Origin of the sequence: Thioalkalivibrio sp. ALMg13-2 (genome assembly GCF_000381185.1) — a bacterium.
Classification (GTDB): Bacteria; Pseudomonadota; Gammaproteobacteria; order Ectothiorhodospirales; family Ectothiorhodospiraceae; genus Thioalkalivibrio; species Thioalkalivibrio versutus.
This window is the reverse complement of sequence record NZ_KB906130.1, coordinates 1-17,540: the sequence shown is the minus strand read 5'-3', so window position 1 is coordinate 17,540 and position 17,540 is coordinate 1. Positions and strand designations below refer to the sequence as shown.

General features: G+C 65.9%; 21 protein-coding genes, 1 tRNA gene and 3 pseudogenes. 21 read left to right on the top strand and 4 right to left on the bottom strand.

All coding sequences use genetic code 11. The annotated features are described in order from the left end of the window. From F618_RS15000 to trpC, 10 genes and pseudogenes are all read left to right on the top strand, one after another. Positions 1-267 (top strand): annotated as a pseudogene (locus F618_RS15000) (IS630 family transposase); the annotation flags it as partial. A 180-nt stretch (positions 268-447) separates the two neighbouring features. After that, positions 448-771 carry a c-type cytochrome gene (locus F618_RS0113435; protein ID WP_018952353.1) on the top strand — a complete coding sequence of 108 codons (324 nt, stop codon included), beginning with the start codon at positions 448-450 and terminating at the stop codon, positions 769-771. A 193-nt stretch (positions 772-964) separates the two neighbouring features. Further along, complete coding sequence (gene rpe / locus F618_RS0113430) at positions 965-1,654, top strand: ribulose-phosphate 3-epimerase (protein WP_019568870.1); 690 nt, start codon at positions 965-967, stop codon at positions 1,652-1,654. Positions 1,655-1,677: 23 nt separating this feature from the next. Continuing rightward, complete coding sequence (locus tag F618_RS0113425) at positions 1,678-2,361, top strand: phosphoglycolate phosphatase (protein WP_019568869.1); 684 nt, start codon at positions 1,678-1,680, stop codon at positions 2,359-2,361. Between the two features lie 94 nt (positions 2,362-2,455). Beyond that, positions 2,456-3,943 (top strand): anthranilate synthase component I, encoded by a 1,488-nt coding sequence (gene trpE, locus F618_RS0113420; protein ID WP_018168957.1) that lies wholly within the window; start codon positions 2,456-2,458, stop codon positions 3,941-3,943. A gap of 9 nt (positions 3,944-3,952) precedes the next feature. Beyond that, a complete protein-coding gene (locus F618_RS0113415) occupies positions 3,953-4,759 on the top strand; it encodes a triacylglycerol lipase (RefSeq protein ID WP_019568868.1) in 807 nt (268 codons plus the stop codon). Positions 4,760-4,898: 139 nt separating this feature from the next. Next, entirely contained in the window at positions 4,899-5,492 is a 594-nt protein-coding gene (locus tag F618_RS0113410; protein WP_018168959.1) for an aminodeoxychorismate/anthranilate synthase component II, read from the top strand. A gap of 166 nt (positions 5,493-5,658) precedes the next feature. Further along, positions 5,659-6,888: a multidrug effflux MFS transporter gene (locus F618_RS0113405; RefSeq protein WP_018952356.1), complete on the top strand. Its 1,230-nt coding sequence runs from the start codon at positions 5,659-5,661 to the stop codon at positions 6,886-6,888. 29 nt (positions 6,889-6,917) lie between these two features. After that, the gene (gene trpD / locus F618_RS0113400) at positions 6,918-7,952 is read left to right on the top strand and encodes an anthranilate phosphoribosyltransferase (RefSeq protein WP_018145157.1); all 1,035 of its coding nucleotides are present in this window, start codon (positions 6,918-6,920) and stop codon (positions 7,950-7,952) included. Beyond that, positions 7,949-8,764 carry an indole-3-glycerol phosphate synthase TrpC gene (trpC, locus tag F618_RS0113395; protein ID WP_018937369.1) on the top strand — a complete coding sequence of 272 codons (816 nt, stop codon included), beginning with the start codon at positions 7,949-7,951 and terminating at the stop codon, positions 8,762-8,764. The genes trpD and trpC overlap by 4 nt, the downstream gene beginning before the upstream one ends. An 86-nt stretch (positions 8,765-8,850) precedes the next feature. Here the strand turns inward: trpC and crp are convergent, their stop codons facing one another. Continuing rightward, complete coding sequence (gene crp / locus F618_RS0113390; RefSeq protein ID WP_018145159.1) at positions 8,851-9,498, bottom strand: cAMP-activated global transcriptional regulator CRP; 648 nt, start codon at positions 9,496-9,498, stop codon at positions 8,851-8,853. A gap of 198 nt (positions 9,499-9,696) precedes the next feature. On the opposite strand from crp, the gene F618_RS0113385 reads away from it, so the two are divergent. Together F618_RS0113385 and speD are read left to right on the top strand one after the other, a co-directional pair. Next, complete coding sequence (locus tag F618_RS0113385) at positions 9,697-10,125, top strand: OsmC family protein (protein ID WP_018168962.1); 429 nt, start codon at positions 9,697-9,699, stop codon at positions 10,123-10,125. 90 nt (positions 10,126-10,215) lie between these two features. Then, complete coding sequence (gene speD, locus F618_RS0113380) at positions 10,216-11,025, top strand: adenosylmethionine decarboxylase (protein WP_018937368.1); 810 nt, start codon at positions 10,216-10,218, stop codon at positions 11,023-11,025. Positions 11,026-11,083: 58 nt separating this feature from the next. Here speD and coq7 read toward each other — a convergent pair whose 3' ends face one another. Together coq7 and F618_RS0113370 are read right to left on the bottom strand one after the other, a co-directional pair. Then, entirely contained in the window at positions 11,084-11,725 is a 642-nt protein-coding gene (gene coq7, locus F618_RS0113375; RefSeq protein WP_018937367.1) for a 2-polyprenyl-3-methyl-6-methoxy-1,4-benzoquinone monooxygenase, read from the bottom strand. Positions 11,726-11,788: 63 nt separating this feature from the next. Next, positions 11,789-12,985, bottom strand: a complete 1,197-nt coding sequence (locus tag F618_RS0113370) for a (Fe-S)-binding protein (RefSeq protein ID WP_019568867.1) — start codon at positions 12,983-12,985, stop codon at positions 11,789-11,791. A 103-nt stretch (positions 12,986-13,088) separates the two neighbouring features. Between F618_RS0113370 and F618_RS0113365 the strand changes: the two genes are divergently transcribed. From F618_RS0113365 to F618_RS0113355, 3 genes are all read left to right on the top strand, one after another. Further along, positions 13,089-13,826, top strand: coding sequence for a YdiY family protein (locus tag F618_RS0113365; RefSeq protein WP_018948109.1), 738 nt, complete (start codon positions 13,089-13,091; stop codon positions 13,824-13,826). Between the two features lie 82 nt (positions 13,827-13,908). Beyond that, complete coding sequence (locus F618_RS0113360) at positions 13,909-14,214, top strand: ferredoxin (RefSeq protein ID WP_018168966.1); 306 nt, start codon at positions 13,909-13,911, stop codon at positions 14,212-14,214. A 65-nt stretch (positions 14,215-14,279) separates the two neighbouring features. Further along, positions 14,280-14,356 (top strand) — tRNA-Met (locus F618_RS0113355). 124 nt (positions 14,357-14,480) lie between these two features. Here the strand turns inward: F618_RS0113355 and F618_RS0113350 are convergent. Next, entirely contained in the window at positions 14,481-14,747 is a 267-nt protein-coding gene (locus F618_RS0113350; protein WP_019568866.1) for a helix-turn-helix transcriptional regulator, read from the bottom strand. Between the two features lie 116 nt (positions 14,748-14,863). Between F618_RS0113350 and F618_RS0113345 the strand changes: the two genes are divergently transcribed. The 6 genes and pseudogenes from F618_RS0113345 to F618_RS16430 form a co-directional block, all read left to right on the top strand. Further along, entirely contained in the window at positions 14,864-15,097 is a 234-nt protein-coding gene (locus tag F618_RS0113345; protein ID WP_019568865.1) for a hypothetical protein, read from the top strand. Beyond that, a complete protein-coding gene (locus F618_RS0113340) occupies positions 15,090-16,280 on the top strand; it encodes an Arm DNA-binding domain-containing protein (RefSeq protein ID WP_019568864.1) in 1,191 nt (396 codons plus the stop codon). Before F618_RS0113345 ends, F618_RS0113340 begins: the two co-directional genes overlap by 8 nt. Beyond that, positions 16,277-16,585, top strand: coding sequence for a hypothetical protein (locus F618_RS0113335; protein ID WP_019563883.1), 309 nt, complete (start codon positions 16,277-16,279; stop codon positions 16,583-16,585). The genes F618_RS0113340 and F618_RS0113335 overlap by 4 nt, the downstream gene beginning before the upstream one ends. A gap of 74 nt (positions 16,586-16,659) precedes the next feature. Further along, complete coding sequence (locus F618_RS0113330) at positions 16,660-16,869, top strand: MbcA/ParS/Xre antitoxin family protein (protein WP_019563882.1); 210 nt, start codon at positions 16,660-16,662, stop codon at positions 16,867-16,869. Positions 16,870-16,960: 91 nt separating this feature from the next. After that, positions 16,961-17,268: pseudogene (locus tag F618_RS14995) on the top strand (antitoxin Xre/MbcA/ParS toxin-binding domain-containing protein). A gap of 90 nt (positions 17,269-17,358) precedes the next feature. After that, positions 17,359-17,540: pseudogene (locus F618_RS16430) on the top strand (IS21 family transposase); the annotation flags it as partial.

Sequence of the window (17,540 nt, the reverse complement as noted above, 5' to 3'; positions counted from 1 at the left end):
GCACGACCGCGCTACCACGTGCACTTCACGCCGACCTCGGCGTCCTGGATCAACCTGGTCGAACGCTTCTTCGCGCTCATCTCGCAGCGCTGGATCAAGCGTCAATCGCATCGCAGTACTCGCGAACTCGAAGACTCCATCCGCGAATACCTGAAGACGTACAACGATGAGCCTCGACCGTTCATCTGGCGCAAAACAGCCGATCAAATTATCGCGTCGATCGCCCGTCTAACCGATCGCCTCGATAAAAATACGAACTTTTGTTAAAGGACACTAGGAAGGCTCCGGCCCGCATTCTCCGACCGATCGAATGGCTCCATGGAGCGGCCTGTGGTTATGTCCCTGTTTGGTTCTATGTTAATGCACCATTCAGGAAAGCCCTGCTAACGTTTTCATCAAGACGGGGCGACGACCCCGCCCGGGAACTTGAACGAGGAGACTAAAATAATGAAAACCAAGCTGTTCGTGCTGGCCGGTATTGCCGGCAGTGTCCTGATGCTGTCCAGTGCGGCCCAGGCCGCCGATATCCAGGCGGGTCAGTCCAAGTACCAGAACACCTGTGCCAGCTGTCACGGTGCCCAGGGCAAGGGGCAGGCGATCTTCCCGGCGCTGGTCGGCCAGGACGCGGAAACCGTGGCCAGCCTGCTGGAGCGCTATCGCGCCGGCGAGGAGGTCGGTGATCATACCGCGCTGATGCGTCCGCAGGCCCAGGGCCTGAGCGACGACGACATCGCCAACCTGTCCAACTACATCGCGACCGAGTTCAACTGATCCGGGCGCCTTGGTAGAGGCAAGCGAAGCCAGCCAACGGGCCGGGGGTTTCCCCGGCCCGTTGGCGTTGGAGTGCCGCCCGCTGCGACCACTGGCTTTTGCCTGGCATCCCGGCATCCGGTAAAGTTCGGCGATTCCGAGAGCACGGTCGACGGTCGGCCCTGCTTCACCAGCGATCCCTGCGAGGCTTTCCATGGCACAACCCGATTTCATCGCTCCGTCCATCCTCTCCGCCGACTTCGCCCGCCTGGGCGAGGAAGTCGACAACGTCCTGGCGGCCGGTGCCGACACCGTGCACTTCGACGTGATGGACAACCACTACGTGCCCAACCTGACCATCGGCCCGCTGGTCTGTGATGCCCTGCGCAAGCACGGCGTGACCGCCCCGATCGACGTGCACCTGATGGTCAAGCCGGTGGATCGCATCATCCCGGACTTCGCCCAGGCCGGTGCCAGCTACATCACCTTCCATCCGGAGGCCTCCGATCACATCGACCGCACCCTGCAGCTGATCCAGGCCGAGGGCTGCAAGGCCGGGCTGGTGTTCAATCCGGCAACCCCGCTGTCCTATCTCGAATACGTGATGGACAAGGTCGACATGATCCTGCTGATGTCGGTGAACCCGGGCTTTGGTGGCCAGAAGTTCATCCCGAATACGCTGGACAAGCTGCGCGCTGCGCGCAAGATGATCGACGACTCCGGGCGTGATATCCGCCTCGAGATCGATGGTGGTGTGAAGGCCGACAATATCCGCGAGATCAAGGCCGCCGGTGCCGATACCTTTGTGGCCGGGTCCGCGATCTTCGGCGCCGGCAGCGACACCGACCCGAACCGCTACGACAGCATCATCCAGCAGATGCGCGACGAGCTGGCCAAGGCCTGAATCGACGGTTACCGGAGACCGGGATGTCCCTGAAACGCCCCCGCATGATCCTGATCGACCTGGACGGTACGCTGATTGACAGCGTGCCGGACCTGGCCTTTAGCGTGGATGCGATGATGCGCGAGCTGGGCCTGCCCGAACGCGGCGAGCCGGCCGTGCGCAACTGGGTCGGCAACGGCGTGGAACGGCTGGTTAAGCGTGCGCTGGTCAATGACCTCGACGGCGAGCCGGACGCGGAGCAGTTCGAACGTGCGCTGCCCGTGTTCATGCGTATCTACCAGGAGAACACCGCCGGGCGTTCGCCGCTTTACCCGGGCGTGCGCGAGGGGCTGGACCAGCTCAAGGCCGCGGGGTATCGCCTGGGCTGCGTGACCAACAAGGCCGAGCGCTTCACCGTGCCGCTGCTGCGCGAGAAGGGCATCCTCGACGACTTCGAGATCGTGGTCGCCGGCGATGCCCTGCCGCAGAAGAAGCCGGATCCGGCCCCGCTGCTGCACGCGGCCGACAAGCTCGGCGTGGACCCGTCCGAGGCTTTGATGGTCGGGGACTCCAAGAGCGACGTGAAGGCCGCCCGCGCCGCTGGCTTCCAGATCGTCTGCATGACCTACGGCTACAACCACGGCAAGGATATCCGCGACGAGCACCCGGACGCGGTGCTCGATCGGCTGGACGAGTTGCCGGACCTGCTGCCCGCCCGGGCGGCGTGATCCGTGATGTCGGCAACGGACCGGACAATGGGGCGATGGCGAGACGGCGAATGAACCGCCACGCCATCCATCCCCCTTGTCAGGAACCGTTGTGATGACCCCCGAACAGTTCGATCAGCTGGCCCGCGAGGGCTATAACCGCATCCCGCTGGTGCGCGAGGTCCTGGCGGATCTCGAGACCCCGCTGTCCATCTTCCTCAAGCTGGCCAACCGGCCGTATTCCTACCTGTTCGAGTCCGTGCAGGGCGGGGAGCGCTGGGGGCGGTATTCCTTCATCGGCCTGCCGGCGCGCACCCTGGTGCGCGTGCATGGCCACGACATCACCGTGGAGACCGACGGCGCGGTGATGGAGCAGACCACCGAGACGGACCCGCTGGCCTGGATCGAGGCCTATCAGGCGCGCTTCAAGGCCGCGGAGCTGCCGGGGCTTCCACGTTTCACCGGTGGCCTGGTCGGCTATTTCGGGTTCGAGACCGTGCGCCTGATCGAGCCGCGCCTGGAGGGGCCGGAGAAGCCGGATGCCCTGGGGTTGCCGGATATCCTGCTGATGGTCTCCGAGGAGGTCGTGGTCTACGACAACCTCTCCGGGCGGCTGTATCTGGTGGTACACGCGGATACGACCCAGGCCGGTGGCCAGGCCGTGGCCGCCGCCCGCCTGGACGAGCTGGAGACCCGCCTGGGCGAGCCGCTGGTACCGCCGGAGGATCCGCCGCATCCACACGCGGTGCCGGAGTATGTGTCCGGCTGGTCGGCCGAGGGCTATCAGGCCGCCGTCAAGCGGGCGCAGGAATACATCATGGACGGCGACGTGATGCAGGTAGTGCTGGCACAGCGCATGAGCGTGCCGTTCTCCGCACCGCCGCTGAACCTCTACCGTGCCCTGCGGGCGCTCAACCCGTCGCCCTACATGTACTACCTCGACCTGGACGATCACCACGTAGTGGGTGCGTCGCCGGAGATCCTGGTGCGCCTGGAGGACGACTGCGTGACGGTGCGTCCGATCGCCGGCACCCGCCCGCGTGGGCGTACCGAGGCGGAGGATCGCGCGCTGGAGGCCGAACTGTTGGCGGATCCAAAGGAGCGTGCCGAGCACCTGATGCTCATCGATCTGGGGCGCAACGATGTCGGCCGGGTCTGCGAGATCGGCTCGGTGGAGGTGACTGACACCATGAGCATCGAGCGCTACTCGCATGTGATGCACATCGTCTCCAACGTGGAGGGGCGGCTGGCCCCGGGCCACTCGCCGATGGATGTCCTGCGCGCGACCTTCCCGGCCGGGACCGTCTCGGGGGCACCGAAGATCCGCGCGCTGGAGATTATCGACGAGCTGGAACCGGTCAAGCGCGGGCCCTACTCCGGTGCGGTGGGGTACCTCTCGTGGTCGGGCAATATGGACACCGCGATCGCGATCCGCACCGCCGTGCTGCACGATGGCGAGTTGCACATCCAGGCCGGGGCCGGTGTGGTCCACGACTCGGTGCCGGAAAACGAGTGGCAGGAGACCCTGAACAAGGGGCGCGCGGTGGTGCGTGCGGCCGAGACTGCCCTGGGCGGTCTGGGGCCCCGGCGCCACCGCGACTGAGGGCCGGTCATGCGGTGCGGTGGCCTTCGCATCCTGTTGCTAGTGGTGCTCGGGCTCTGGGTGTTGCCGGGGCTGGCGGCGGCGCAGATCGTGGTGCTGGTACCCGGGGGCTGGGATCGCGGCGACGGTTTTCGCCAAGCCGGGTTCACCGCGGCCCTGAACGCCGCCGGCTATGCCGATGGCGGGCGTGCCCGTGCAAACGTGGGCGCTGCGCACTTCGAGCGAGCTCCCGACCCCGCCGCACGCCAGTTCTATACCGTGGATCTGCCGACCGCTGTGGCTCCACCGGAACGGGCGCGGGCGCTCGGCCAGGTGGTCGATGGTCTGACCCGGCGCCACCCCGGCCGCGAGCTGGTGCTGGTCGGGCATTCCACCGGCGGGGTCGTGGCGCGCGAGCTGCTGGTGCGTCAGCCGCACCCGGCCATCTCCACCCTGGTGACCTTCTCCGCGCCGCATGCGGGGGGCGGCTGGTCCGCGCTGGCGCGTTCGGTGACGGATGCGCTGGCCGATTCCCCGCTGGGGCTGTACGCCCCGTTCGCCGGAATGCAGGGGCTGCACCGGCGCGAGGGGCTGTGGGGGCCGGAGGGCGGCTCGCCGGATGCGACGCACCTGGAGTGGCTGAACACGCGGGAGCATCCGCCCATCCGCTATGTATCGGTGGTGCGGCTGGCCGACCCGTGGGTGGATGCCGCCAGTCAGGACATGAACCGTCTCCCGGCCTTGCGCGGACGGGCGCATACCCTGCCCAGCCCTGGCGGGCACCGGTTGGAGGCCGCCGACGGCACCCTGCTGGTGGCGCTATTGCTGCCCCGATGAAGGCGCACGGTTTCGCCAGCGCGATTGCGGTTGCGGCGCAACCACTCGGGACCCGGGGTATGCTTGGTTCCTGCCTGGGTGCGCATGACCTCGGTTTTATTCGTCTGCCCGTTTCTTTCGGCCTCCAGGGGCGTTCGCCATGATCCTGATGCTCGACAACTACGACTCGTTCACCTTCAACCTGGTCCAGTACCTGGGCGAGCTGGGGGCGGAGGTGGTGGTGCACCGCAATGACTGCATCACCCCGGAACAGATTGCGGAGCTCGACCCCACCGGTATCGTGATCTCCCCCGGCCCCTGTACGCCGAACGAGGCGGGGGTGTCGCTGGAGGTGATCCGGCGCTTTGCCGGCGAGATCCCGATCCTCGGGGTCTGCCTCGGGCACCAGGCGATCGGCCAGGTCTTCGGTGGCCGCGTGGTGCGGGCGCGCGAGATCATGCACGGCAAGACCTCGCCGGTGCATCACACCGGGGTCGGGGTGTTCGCCGGGCTGGAGAATCCGCTGGAGGCCACGCGTTATCACTCGCTGGTGGTCGAGGCCGCAAGCCTCCCGGAATGTCTGGAGGTCACCGCCTGGACCCAGCGCGAAGACGGCTCGCGCGACGAGATCATGGGCCTGCGTCATCGCGAGCTGGATGTCGAGGGCGTGCAGTTTCACCCGGAATCCATCCTGACCCGCCAGGGGCACGAACTGCTCGGCAACTTCCTGAGTCGCCTGCCCCAGCCGGCGTGAAGCGCAGGTCAATAGACACCTCTCCGCCCGGCGCTCACTGCTTGTTCTGGATGGCAGGCGGGGTTCGCCTAGCCGTGCCTGCTGGCGGTATTGCGGCTCGCACCGCTCGCGCGGCGGCCTCTCGCGGGTCGTGCCCGGCCGGTGTCCACTCTCGATTCCGGCGCGCATGCCTCGCTTGAGGGGCGCCGCCACGGAACGCCGCACGCGGCTGCGCTTCGCCCTGCTGGTAGCGCCGCTGTCCATGCTGGCGCCGTTCTCGCTGGATACCTATCTGCCCTCGTTTCCGGCGATGGCCGAGGCCCTGGCCGTCGATGGCGTGGCGATGCAGGCGACGCTGTCCGCCTATCTGGTCGCGTTCGCCGTGGCCACCCTGATTGCCGGCCCGCTGTCGGATGCCTATGGCCGGCGCCCGGTGGTGTTGTGGGCCCTGCTGGCCTACGTGCTGACCTCGGTGCTGCTGGTGTTCGCGATGGAGTACTGGCAGGTGCTGGCGTTGCGCATGGGACAGGGGCTGGCGGCGGCGGCCGGGGTGGTGGTCGGGCGAGCGCTGATCCGCGATCGCTTTGATCCCACCGACGCGCGGCGGGTGTTCGCGCTGGTCACCATGATGTTCGCGATCGGGCCGGCCGCCGCGCCGATCATCGGCGGCTGGTTGCAGGCGGCGTTTGGCTGGCGTTCGGTGTTCGCCTTCCTGACACTCTACGGCGTCTTCCTGCTGTTGGCGGTGCGCGCCTGGATGCCGGAGACCCTGCCGCCGGTCGGCCGCGTCTCCAGTCACCCGCGTCCGGTCATCCGGGGCTACCTGGGCACGCTGCACAACCCGGCGTTTCTGTTCCCGGTCGCGGTCCATGCGGGGATGTTCGGGGCGATGTTCCTGTTCATTGCCGCGTCCCCGACCATCATCTACGAGCACCTGCAAGGCGGGGAACAGGACTTCTGGTGGTTGTTCGGGCCGCTGGTCGCCGGGCTGGTGGTGGGCGGCTTCGTCGCCGGGCGCGTGGCCGGGGTGGTGAGCCCGCAGCGGGCCGTGGCCATCGGGCTCGGGCTGTCTGGGCTGTCGCTGGCGCTGGTGGGCCTGGCGGTGCTGGCCGACGGTCCGGTGGTCGCGATCACCCTGCCATTCGCGCTGTACAGCTTTGCCCTGGCCACCGCGATGCCGTCCCTGACCCTGTTGGCGCTGGATTGTTACCCGGGCGCGCGCGGCATGGCCGCGGCCATGCAGGCCTTCGTGCAACTGGGCTTCAGTGCGTTGCTGGCACTGTTCCTGGTCGACTGGCTGGACGATGCCATGGGGCGTCTGGTCCTCGCGGCGCTGCTGCTCTGGGCCCTGGCACTGGCCGCCTGGCTGGTCGCGCCGGGCGGTGGTCGTGCGGGCACCGCGCGGACGTTACACTAGCCGCTTCGATTTTCCGCAGGAGCAAGCCCGTGACCGTGCAGCAAGCGATAGCGGCCCTCATCGAGCGCCGCGACCTGGACGAGGCGACCATGACCGCCGTGATGCAGGCGGTGATGACCGGCGAGGCCACGGATGCCCAGATCGGCGCGTTCCTGGTGGCCCTGCGCATGAAGGGCGAGACCATCGAGGAGATCCGCGCGGCTGCCGGCGTGATGCGCTCGCTGGCCACGCGCGTGGATGTGCCGCGTACCGGGCTGGTGGATACCTGCGGAACCGGCGGCGATGCCTCGGGCACCTTCAACATCTCCACCGCCGCGGCGCTGGTGGCGGCGGCGGGCGGCGTGCGGGTCGCCAAGCACGGCAATCGCTCGGTGTCGTCGAAATCCGGCAGTGCCGACGTGCTGGAATCGCTGGGGATCTCGCTGGGCCTGTCGCCGGCGGCGGTGGGGACCTGCATCGACGAGGTCGGTGTTGGCTTCCTGTTCGCTCCCGCCCACCACGGCGCGATGAAGCACGCGATCGGTCCGCGCAAGGAACTCGGCGTGCGTACGCTGTTCAATGTGCTGGGACCGCTGACCAACCCCGCCGGGGCGCCGAATCAGGTGCTCGGCGTGTTTTCCCAGGATTGGGTGCGCCCGCTGGCCGAGGCCCTGAAGGGGCTCGGTAGCGAGCACGTCCTGGTGGTGCATGCCGAGGATGGTCTGGACGAGATCAGCATCGCCTCGCCGACCCGGGTGGCGGAGCTGCAGGATGGCGAGATCCGCGAATACACCATCCGTCCGGAGGATTTCGGGCTGACCACCACCGCGCTGGATGCGGTGCGGGTCGACAGCGTGGAGGCCTCGGCCAGCATGCTGCGCGGCGTGCTGGACGGACAGGCGGGTGCGGCACGCGACATCGTGCTGCTGAATGCCGGGGCGGCGATCTACGCCGGTGGCGGGGCGGACACACTCGCAGCGGGGATCAAGGCCGCCGCCCGGGCGATCGATTCCGGCGCGGCGCGCGAACGGCTGGAGCGCCTGCAAGCGACCAGCGCAAGACTGGCAAACAAGGAAGCACAATGAGTGAAGGCAACGCAGTACCCGACATCCTGCAGCGCATCCTGGAGCGCAAGCGCGAGGAGCTGAAGGAACGCGAGGTGTACTGGCCACTGCGCGAGTTGCGCGGCTGGATGGGGTCCGCCCCGGCACCGCGCGGTTTTCGCGCGGCCCTGCAGCGCGATATCGACGCCGGGCGCCCTGCGGTGATCGCGGAGATCAAGAAGGCCAGCCCGAGCCAGGGCCAGATCAGCCCGAACTTCAACCCCGAGGCGTTTGCGCGCAGCTACGAGGAGCATGGTGCCACCTGTCTGTCGGTGCTGACCGACGTGGACTTCTTCAAGGGACGCGACGGCGACCTGCGCGACGCGCGTGTGGCCTGCACGATCCCGATCCTGCGCAAGGATTTCGTGATTGATCTCTACCAGGTCTACGAGGCCCGTGTACTCGGCGCGGATTGCGTGCTGCTGATCGCGGCGGCACTGGATGACACGGCGCTGCACGAGCTCTTCTTCCTGACCCGCGAGCTGGGCATGGATGCCCTGGTGGAGGTACATGACGCCGAGGAGCTGGAGCGGGCCAAGCGCATCGGGGCCGACCTGATCGGCATCAACAACCGCGACCTGCACAGCTTCGAGACGCGGCTGGAGACGACGCTGGAATTGAAGGATCAGGTGCCGGAGGAGGCCCTGCTGGTGACCGAAAGCGGCATCCACACGCGCGAGGATGTCGCGCGCATGCAGGCGGCGGGGGTGAATGCCTTTCTGGTGGGCGAGGCCTTCATGCGCACCGAGGACCCGGGTGCGGCCCTGGGCCAGCTGTTCCGCGGCGAACAGTAGCCTCTCCCACAAGGGAGGGGCGAAGGCCCGGGCCGAAGGAGGCTGGCCCGGGTTTTATCTCGACGGAGGCTGCGGGGAATGCAGCGTCAGCGGGTGCCGAACACTACGATGGTCTTGCCGTGGGCGGTGATCAGGCCGCGTTCTTCCAGATCCTTCAGCACGCGTCCGGCCATCTCGCGCGAGCAACCCACGATACGCGCGATCTCCTGCCGGGTGATGCGCAGCTGCATGCCGTCGGGGTGAGTCATCGCGTCGGGCTGCTGGGCCAGGTCCAGCAGGGTGTGGGCGATGCGGCCGGTGACATCCACGAACGCGAGGTCCATCACCTTGCGCGAGGTCTGACGCAGGCGGGCCGCGATCTGGCTGGTGAGCAGCATCAGGATCTCGGGGTCGCGCTGGGCGATCTCGCGGAACTGGGTGTAGGGAATCTCCGCGGTCTCGGTGTCCTCGCGGGTGGTGACCGTCGCGCTGCGCGGGTCGTCCTCGAACATGCCCAGCTCGCCGAAAAACTCGCCCTTGTTCAGGTAGGCAAGTACCAGCTCATGTCCGTTGTTCTCGCCCAGTACCGAGACCGAACCACTGACCACGTAATACAGTGTGTCGGGTACGGTGCCCGAGTGAATGATCGTGGTGCGCTTGCGGTACTGGCGCCGGTGGCAGTAGCCGAGGAAACGCTCCAGCGCGGGCGATGGCTGCGCCGGGCGGTAAATGAACGGGTTGTTCAAGGCTTCCATGGTCACGTCCGATATCAGCTTCCTGAGGATGAGCGCCAGTGTAATGCAGCATCCGTGCCCTGCACCCCGGGGTAACTGGCACCGTTCACAAAATCTGCCGGCAGGGCCCTGTTTTGTGCAGCAGGTCCGCCCTGAGTAGAGTTCTACCCGAGTATAGGCGTGGATTTCTCCATCCAACAGTGTGAAAGGACAAGCCCGATGCAGGTGAAAGTGAAATGGCTGGATCAGGTGGCCTTTGTCGGCGAGACCGACAGCGGCCACGCGGTGGTGATGGACGGGGCGCCGGATGCTGGCGGGCGCAACCTGGGCGCACGCCCGATGGAGATGCTGCTGTTGGGGATGGGCGGTTGTACCAGCTTCGATGTGATTGCGATGCTGAAGAAGGCGCGCCAGCAGGTGCTGGACTGCGAGGTGACCGTGGAGGGCACGCGGGCGGAGACCGTGCCCAAGGTCTTTACCGACATCCATGTGCATTTTCGCGTGTACGGCCACGCGTTGTCGGAGAAGCAGGTCGGGCGTGCGGTGGGGCTCTCGGCCGAGAAGTACTGCTCGGCCTCGCTGATGCTGGGGGCCTCGGCGAAGGTGACCCATGACTTCGAGATCATCGAGGGGCCGGCGCCGCGCTGAAGCCGCGTCTCCCTGGGCCCGTCCTTGGACTTGCGGGCCGGGGCGTCTACAATTCGCCGCTCGCTGCGGCCCGGGCCAAGAGGACACGCCATGCCTCGTCACAAGAAGCAGATCAAGCTCCACGGTTTCAATAACCTGACCAAGAGCTTGAGCTTCAATATTTACGATATCTGCTATGCCTCGGGTGACCGGCATCGCGATGAATACATCGCGTACATCGACGAGGCGTACAACGCCCAGCGTCTGACGCAGATCCTGTCCGATGTGGCCCACCTGATCGGGGCCAACATCCTCGATATCTCCCGCCAGGACTACGATCCGCAGGGCGCGTCGGTGACCATGCTGATCTCGGAAGAGCCGGTGGCCACCGAAAAGATCGGCTACACCGAAGGCCCCGGCCCGCTGCCGGAGACCGTGGTCGGCCACCTGGACAAGAGCCACATCACGGTGCACACCTACCCGGAGGCGCACCCGGAGGGCGGGATCGCGACCTTCCGCGCGGATATCGACGTGTCCACTTGCGGGCGTATCTCGCCACTGCGCGCCCTGAACTACCTGATCCACAGCTTCGAGTCCGACATCGTGATCATGGACTACCGCGTGCGCGGCTTCACCCGCGACGTGCGTGGCAAGAAGCACTTCATCGATCACAAGATCAACTCCATCCAGGACTTCCTGTCGCGTGACACCCAGGAGAAGTACCAGATGGTGGATGTGAACGTGTACCAGGAGTACCTGTTCCACACCAAGATGGTGCTGAAGGACTTCGACCTGGACAGCTACCTGTTCGGGCTGGGCAAGGATGATTACTCGGCCAAGGAGGCCAAGCGCATCTCCAAGCTGCTCAAGCACGAGATGATGGAGATCTTCTACGGCAAGAACATGAGCAGTCCGGGCTGAGGCCGTGCTCGCCGCGTGTTGCACGCGGCGATGATCTTCGGGCGTCCCGTGTTGCGGGTCAGATCCAGTAGGCGGTGCGCGTCATCACGCTGGACGTCAGCGGCATCAGGAGGTTGCGCACCGGCCACGGGGGCGCCTTGCCGCCCAGTGCCATCGCGTGCGCGCCGTGTTCCACCTCGTCCTGCTTCATCTGCGCCAGGATGCGCGCGGAGACCTCGTCGTGCGCCGGAAGGCGCTCCAGGTGGCGGTCCAGGTGGCGTTCCACCTGGCGCTCGGTCTCGTCGATAAAGCCCAGGCTGTAGGCATCGCCGGTCAGGCCGGCGAGCGCGCCCATCCCGAACGAACCCATGTACCAGAACGGCCCCAGCAGGCTGGTGCGGCCGCCCAGGTCGTGTACCCGGCGGGCGCACCAGTGCAGGTGATCGCCCTCCTCGCGCGAGGCCTGGTCCAGGTGGCCGCGGATCTCCGGGTTGCGGGCGGTCAGCATCTGGCCCTGGTACAGCCCCTGCGCCGCGACCTCGCCGGCATGATTGACCCGCATCAGGCGGGCGGACAGGTCGCGTTCGTGATCCTCCAGGTGCGGCCCGATGTCGTCCCCACCCGGGGATGGCCGGCCGGTGGAGCGGGCCTGTCCGGAGACGACCTTCACGAAGGCGTCGGCCTGGTTGATCAGGTGGTCCAGCGGGGAAAGTCGGCGCATGGTTCCGGTCCGGTTGGGGCGTCGTGGTGTACCCCTCAAGGGTACCGCAAGCGCGGGCAGGGATCAGCGCCCGGCGGAGTGGTGGGTGTGGTTTTTCAGACGCCGGGCCAGAAAGCGGGCGGGTGACAGGATTTCCGGCGGGTCCGATTGTTCGCTTGCCAGCGCCCGCAGGTGCACACTGCAACCGACATTGGGGCTGATGATCGCGTCCGGGGCGGCGGCGGTTAGGGCCTGCAGGGTCTCGGTGCCCAGGTCGTCGGCCATGGCTGCCTGTGTCAGCATCGCGGTGCCGCCGGCGCCGCAACAGTTCGGTGCGTCGGCGACCGGCACCAGCGTGACCCCGGGCAGGCGTCCTAGGATTGCGGGCAGCTCGCGGGCCTCGCGGGTGACGTTGCGCAGGGTGCAGGGCCGATGCAGCGCGATGCGTATCGGTGTGGCGTCCCAGATATCCCCGTCGGTGTCGGCGGCGTCCAACCATTGCGCCAGAAACCGGGTGAGGCTCTGGCTGCACGCTGCCAGCGTGCCCTCGGGGTATTCGCGCAGCGTGGCCTCGCAACCGCTGTCCAGCGCGATCACCGGCACCTCGCGGGTGCCGAAGGCTTCGCCATTCCGCGCCTGCAGCGCCTGCGCCGCCGCGCGGTGGCCGGTGTGCTGGTCCAGCGCTCCGCAGCAAACCTGGCCCCGCGGGATGGCGATGCGCACGCCGAGGGCGTCGAGGACCTCCAGAGCGGCTTCGAGATCGGGGCCGGTGAAAAAGCGGTCCATGCAGCCGGTAAACAGCAAGGCGTCGGCCGTTTCCGGGGTCGCGGTCGCTCGCAGCCGGGGGGCGGGTGCCAGGGAGTCGCGGGTGTGGGCGAGACTGCGTTCCCAGCCGCCGCGCGGCAGCAGGCGGTCTACACCCAGGCGGGCGCCAGTGCGCGCCGCCAGCCCCCCGAGACTGCGCAGGGTTGGGTGCAGCAGGGCCTGATGTTGTAGCGTCTGGCGCCAGCGGTCCCCGCGCGACGGCGTGGTGGGGTGTTCGGTCAGGATCTCGCGGGCGCGGTCCATCAGTGTCCCGAAGGGCACGCGTGCCGGGCACACCGTCTCGCAGGAGCGACAACCCAGGCAGCCTTCCAGATGGCTGCGCAGGCGTTCGGATTCCGGCTCCAGCCGGCCCTGGGCCAGGCCCTGCATCAGGGTCAGCCGCCCGCGCGGGGAGTCGCCCTCGACCCCGTGCCAGCCGTAGGTCGGACAGTGCGGCAGGCACAGCCCGCAGTGCACGCACTGGTCCGCGGCGGAAAGTCCCCTGAATCTCAGGGGCTGGTCCGATACCCCCAGCGGCTTTGCTAGGGTTTCGCCTTTATTCGCTTCCGGGAGGTTTCCCATGCTCGTGCGTTCGTTCCGGCCCGTCGGGTCCGCGTTTGCCTCGCTCATCCTGTTGAGCATACCAGTCTCGCAGGCCCTGGCCTGGGAGGCCGAGGGCTGGCAATCGACGATCGAGCTTGGGGCCTCCAAGACCACCGGGAACACCGAGTCCACCACGGCCACGGGCCGCTTCCGCGCCGAGCACACCACCATTGACTGGCGCAATCGCATCCGCCTGGACGCGTACTTTCACGAGGAAGACGACGAAACCACCGGCGAGCGCTACATCGCCGGCTATCAGGCGGACCGCAAGCTGGGCGAGCACGACTACCTGTTCGGGGCGCTGCGCTACGAGCGTGACCGCTTTAGCAACTATGACTACCAGGGTTCGGCCACGGCTGGTTATGGTCGGCGCCTGATCGACGGCGAGCGGGTGCAGCTGGACGGCGAGATCGGTGCCGGTATGCGCCAGGTGCGCATCCGCACGACCGGGGAGACCGACAGCGAACCGGTCGGCCGCCTGGCCGGCAACTTCCGCTGGGAGATCAGCGAAAGCGCCCGCCTCACCGACGAGTTGCTGATCCTGACCGGCAGCGACAACACCGAGATCGAGAACATCCTCGCCCTGACCGCGGACGTCACCAGCCGGATGTCCCTGCGTACCAGCTTCACCGTGAAGCACAACACGGACGTCGAGCCCGGCGTGGAGAATACCGACACCATCACGGACGTCAGCCTGGTCTACCGCTTCCGCTGAATGCACGGACAGCGCACGCTGCCACCCGCCGTTTTGCCAGTGGCAGCGTTATCATGAGTCGCAGGGATCACCGGAGACTTCCATGGGCTACTACCAGCGCCATATCTTTTTCTGCACCAACTGCCGCGAGGACGGCAACTGTTGCGAGGACCACGGGGCGACCGAGATGCGCGCCTATGCCAAGAACCAGGCCAAGGCCATGGGCATCCACGGCAAGGGCCAGGTGCGGGTGAACACGGCCGGCTGCCTGGACCGCTGCAACGAGGGCCCGGTCGCGGTCGTCTATCCGGAGGGCGTCTGGTACACCTACCAGGACGAACGCGACATCGACGAGATCCTGGAAGAGCACCTCAAGAACGGCCGCGTGGTCGAGCGCCTGCAGATCTGAACCCCGCCGGGCGCCGCGCTGGCTTGACTTTATGCGCCGGCCTCCGGAGAATCCGCATCCCGCGTGGCTACGTAGCTCAGCTGGTTAGAGCACATCACTCATAATGATGGGGTCCCCTGTTCGAATCAGGGCGTAGCCACCACCTAATTCAAGTACTTAGGCTCCTGCCTGGTCGTACCTCTGGTCCCTGGGGACCACGTGGGGACCAGGCGGGGACCAACCTCCCCAGAACCACCCCTTCCCGCAGCCGCCCGGCTGTTGCCCGCCTAGTCGGCCTCTTGGTCCGCGCTCTCGGCGACTTGTTCGTCAGGGATGTATTCGACCAGTTCCTCGATCCGGCAATCGAAGTATCGGCAAAGCTTGTCGAGATTCTCGCTCTGCGTGTTGTACCCCCGATGGTTGACCATCTTCGACAGCGTCATGCGGTTGATGCCGGTGGCCTTGGCGACTTCTCCCAGGGTGATTCTGCGGCCCGTCTTGAATTCCAGATCCGCGATTCGTTCCTTGATCTTAAGTCTCAGCAAAAGGATCACCTGATCATTTAAACGATCAAAAATATTGACAGAGGCATCACGTGTGCTAGATTTGGCTCATGTTTGATCATTATACGCATCAAACATGAAACCCAAGAGCACAGGAGAGTGCCGAGATGAGCAAAACCTATCTGACGACGCGTGAGCTGGCAAGGCGGATCGGATACGAGCCGCGAACGATTCGCGAGAAGCTGAAGGATTCGGTCCTTATCGAAGGCCGCCACTACTTCCACCCCTTTGGGGGTCGCAAGATCCTCTATATCTGGGAGCACGTCGAAGAGGACATGTTCGACGTGGCCATGGAGTCCGCCACCATCCCGATGGCTTCGGGAGGGTGCTGCCATGGCTAGCGTCAATTGCAAGAACGGAAAGCTTTACGTGGATTTCCGTTGGCAGGGGCGTCGCCGGCGCGAATACACCGCCCTGAAAGACACCGACTCCAACCGCAAGCGACTCGACAAGGTTGCCAAGAGTATCGAGCGGGACATCAAGGCCGGCCGTTTCGACTACGCGAAGTACTTCCCAGAGAGTCCCGCGCCCCAAGGGTGGCCACAGACTTCCGCCGCGGGCCCCGAGCGGTTCGTCTCGGCGCGCGCCTCATCTGTCGAGACGCCGTCTCTCAAGCGTTTCTATCTCCAGTGGAGCGAGGAGATGGCACCCACGTGGCGCCAGACCTATCGGGAAAGCATCGAGACTGCTTTCGAGACGCATGTCTTTCCGTTCTTCGGAGAAGAAAAAGGGGTCGGCGACATCAGGAAGGAAGACATCCACGCATTTCGGGCCCATCTCGCCAAAGGTAGCCCCGTACGCAAACGTGAGCTGTCGCCTTCCACCATCAACAGGACTCTCAAAATCCTGAGGATGATGTTCGGTGAGGCCGCCGACCGATTCCAGTTTAGATCCCCGTTTCTGGGCGTGAAACTCCTGAAGGAGCGAAAGACGCAGGTCGATCCGTTCACGCTCGACGAAGTGCGGCTGATCCTGAAGCACGTTCGCCCCGACCTGAGGAACTACTTCACCGTGCGCTGCTTCACGGGGCTGCGCTCCGGTGAAGCCCACGGGCTCAAATGGAAGCACGTCGATCTTGACCGTAACCAGATCCTGGTCCGGGAAACGTACTTGGATGGCCGGACCGAGTACACCAAGAACGACGGCTCCCAGCGTGAGGTGGCCATGTCTCGCCGCGTCCGCGAGGCGCTGCTGAATCAGCGCAGGGCGACCGGACATCTCGACTATGTCTTCACGAACACGGCGGGGCAGCCTATCGACAATCGAAACCTGACCAAGAGGGTCTGGGTCCCGTTGCTGCGCTACCTCGACATCCCCTACCGACGGCCCTACACGATGCGGCATACCGCCGCGACGCTCTGGCTGGCCGCGGGGGAGTCGCCGGAATGGATCGCTCGTCAGCTGGGCCACACCTCCACGGAGATGCTGTTCAAGACGTACTCGCGATTCATCCCGAACGCGACGCGGCAGGACGGTTCGGCATTCGAGAACCTGATCGACGAACGCTTCGGGGGTGAGTCATGAAGGCATCCGTCTCCACCGTCGAGAACTTGGTGCCCGGGCACGTAGACGAAGCTGCGCAAACCTTTGGCGTCTATCGCGTCCGGGACTATTTCGAGAGGGCAGGCATTGGCCATCTCGTCCTGCACCACGCTGGCCAGCGTTGGGAGGGGGAAACCCGGAACCCCGCGGTGGCAGCAGGGGTGCGCGAAGACATCCGGGCCAGGACCGTCCGGTTGAATCCGAATGCATTGATCTATCACCCGGTTTCGACGCGCGTGAACCGTCCGACTGAAGACGATCCCGGCTTGATCGAGCCGACCGCCTGAACGGCCACAAGGCAGTTGGGTGATGCTACCTTTATGGGTAGGCCTGCGGCGGGCACGCAGAAAGGATGGCATCCATGGCTGACCAGAACGAAGTCGAAGAGCGCATTACCCGCATCCGCGAGAAAGCAACCGCGCTGTTCGAAGACCCGGAGATTGCTGACCGTTGGATGTGCACACGGAATCGTGCGCTCGGGGACGCGCCCATCAACCTGCTGGAAACGGTAAAGGGTACCGAAATGGTCGAGACCGTCCTGCACCGGATCGAGCACGGCGTATTTTCGTAGGGGACGAAGGGCCACAGAGAAGGGGCAAGGAGCCATGACGGAAGCAGCATCCCCATCGGTCTCGGTCGACGAAGGCAGCGCCTTGGCGCGGATGGTGGCGCATGCCTGCGAGAACTGGGGCCTGGATACGGACGAGTCCCTCTCTATCCTGGGGCTGGGGCCGCAGGACACGGATCCGCTGTGTTCATATCGCCAAGGGGAGCCGCTGGCCGATGATCGGGAGGTACTGGATCGCATATCCTGGGTATCCACAAGAATCTGCGTCTGTTGTTCCCGCATGACCGGGAGAAAGCCTATTGCTGGATGAAGACGCACAACCGTGCGTTTGACGGCTGCATTCCGGCCAACGTCGTGAGCCAGGAGGGGGTGCAGGGCCTGTTGCGCGTCAGGGGTATCTAACGACAATTACTCTGGCCGGTCGACGACAACTACTTTGGCCGGTTGCCACTAAGCTGGACTGCTCTTCCATGCGACCCACAAGGGGCGGGGATGGCGGTCACCGAGCAACAGGTCAGAGTCTTCATGACACAGCGATCCAAAGGCACAACGCAGACGGCGGCGGCCGCCAAGGCCGGCATTTCTGAACGCACTGCCCGGCGGATTGACGCCGGCGAGCCCGTCGGTGGCGGCAAGTCGAGGGATTGGCGTACACGCCCAGATCCGTTTGCCGA

Bases quoted from the DNA above. Each gene is read 5' to 3' on its own strand.
- F618_RS0113435 (WP_018952353.1), top strand. From the start codon at position 448: ATGAAAACCAAGCTGTTCGTGCTGGCCGGTATTGCCGGCAGTGTCCTG.
- rpe (WP_019568870.1), top strand. From the start codon at position 965: ATGGCACAACCCGATTTCATCGCTCCGTCCATCCTCTCCGCCGACTTC.
- F618_RS0113425 (WP_019568869.1), top strand. From the start codon at position 1,678: ATGTCCCTGAAACGCCCCCGCATGATCCTGATCGACCTGGACGGTACG.
- trpE (WP_018168957.1), top strand. From the start codon at position 2,456: ATGACCCCCGAACAGTTCGATCAGCTGGCCCGCGAGGGCTATAACCGC.
- F618_RS0113415 (WP_019568868.1), top strand. From the start codon at position 3,953: ATGCGGTGCGGTGGCCTTCGCATCCTGTTGCTAGTGGTGCTCGGGCTC.
- F618_RS0113410 (WP_018168959.1), top strand. From the start codon at position 4,899: ATGATCCTGATGCTCGACAACTACGACTCGTTCACCTTCAACCTGGTC.
- F618_RS0113405 (WP_018952356.1), top strand. From the start codon at position 5,659: ATGCCTCGCTTGAGGGGCGCCGCCACGGAACGCCGCACGCGGCTGCGC.
- trpC (WP_018937369.1), top strand. From the start codon at position 7,949: ATGAGTGAAGGCAACGCAGTACCCGACATCCTGCAGCGCATCCTGGAG.
- crp (WP_018145159.1), bottom strand. From the start codon at position 9,498: ATGGAAGCCTTGAACAACCCGTTCATTTACCGCCCGGCGCAGCCATCG.
- F618_RS0113385 (WP_018168962.1), top strand. From the start codon at position 9,697: ATGCAGGTGAAAGTGAAATGGCTGGATCAGGTGGCCTTTGTCGGCGAG.
- speD (WP_018937368.1), top strand. From the start codon at position 10,216: ATGCCTCGTCACAAGAAGCAGATCAAGCTCCACGGTTTCAATAACCTG.
- coq7 (WP_018937367.1), bottom strand. From the start codon at position 11,725: ATGCGCCGACTTTCCCCGCTGGACCACCTGATCAACCAGGCCGACGCC.
- F618_RS0113365 (WP_018948109.1), top strand. From the start codon at position 13,089: ATGCTCGTGCGTTCGTTCCGGCCCGTCGGGTCCGCGTTTGCCTCGCTC.
- F618_RS0113360 (WP_018168966.1), top strand. From the start codon at position 13,909: ATGGGCTACTACCAGCGCCATATCTTTTTCTGCACCAACTGCCGCGAG.
- F618_RS0113345 (WP_019568865.1), top strand. From the start codon at position 14,864: ATGAGCAAAACCTATCTGACGACGCGTGAGCTGGCAAGGCGGATCGGA.
- F618_RS0113340 (WP_019568864.1), top strand. From the start codon at position 15,090: ATGGCTAGCGTCAATTGCAAGAACGGAAAGCTTTACGTGGATTTCCGT.
- F618_RS0113335 (WP_019563883.1), top strand. From the start codon at position 16,277: ATGAAGGCATCCGTCTCCACCGTCGAGAACTTGGTGCCCGGGCACGTA.
- F618_RS0113330 (WP_019563882.1), top strand. From the start codon at position 16,660: ATGGCTGACCAGAACGAAGTCGAAGAGCGCATTACCCGCATCCGCGAG.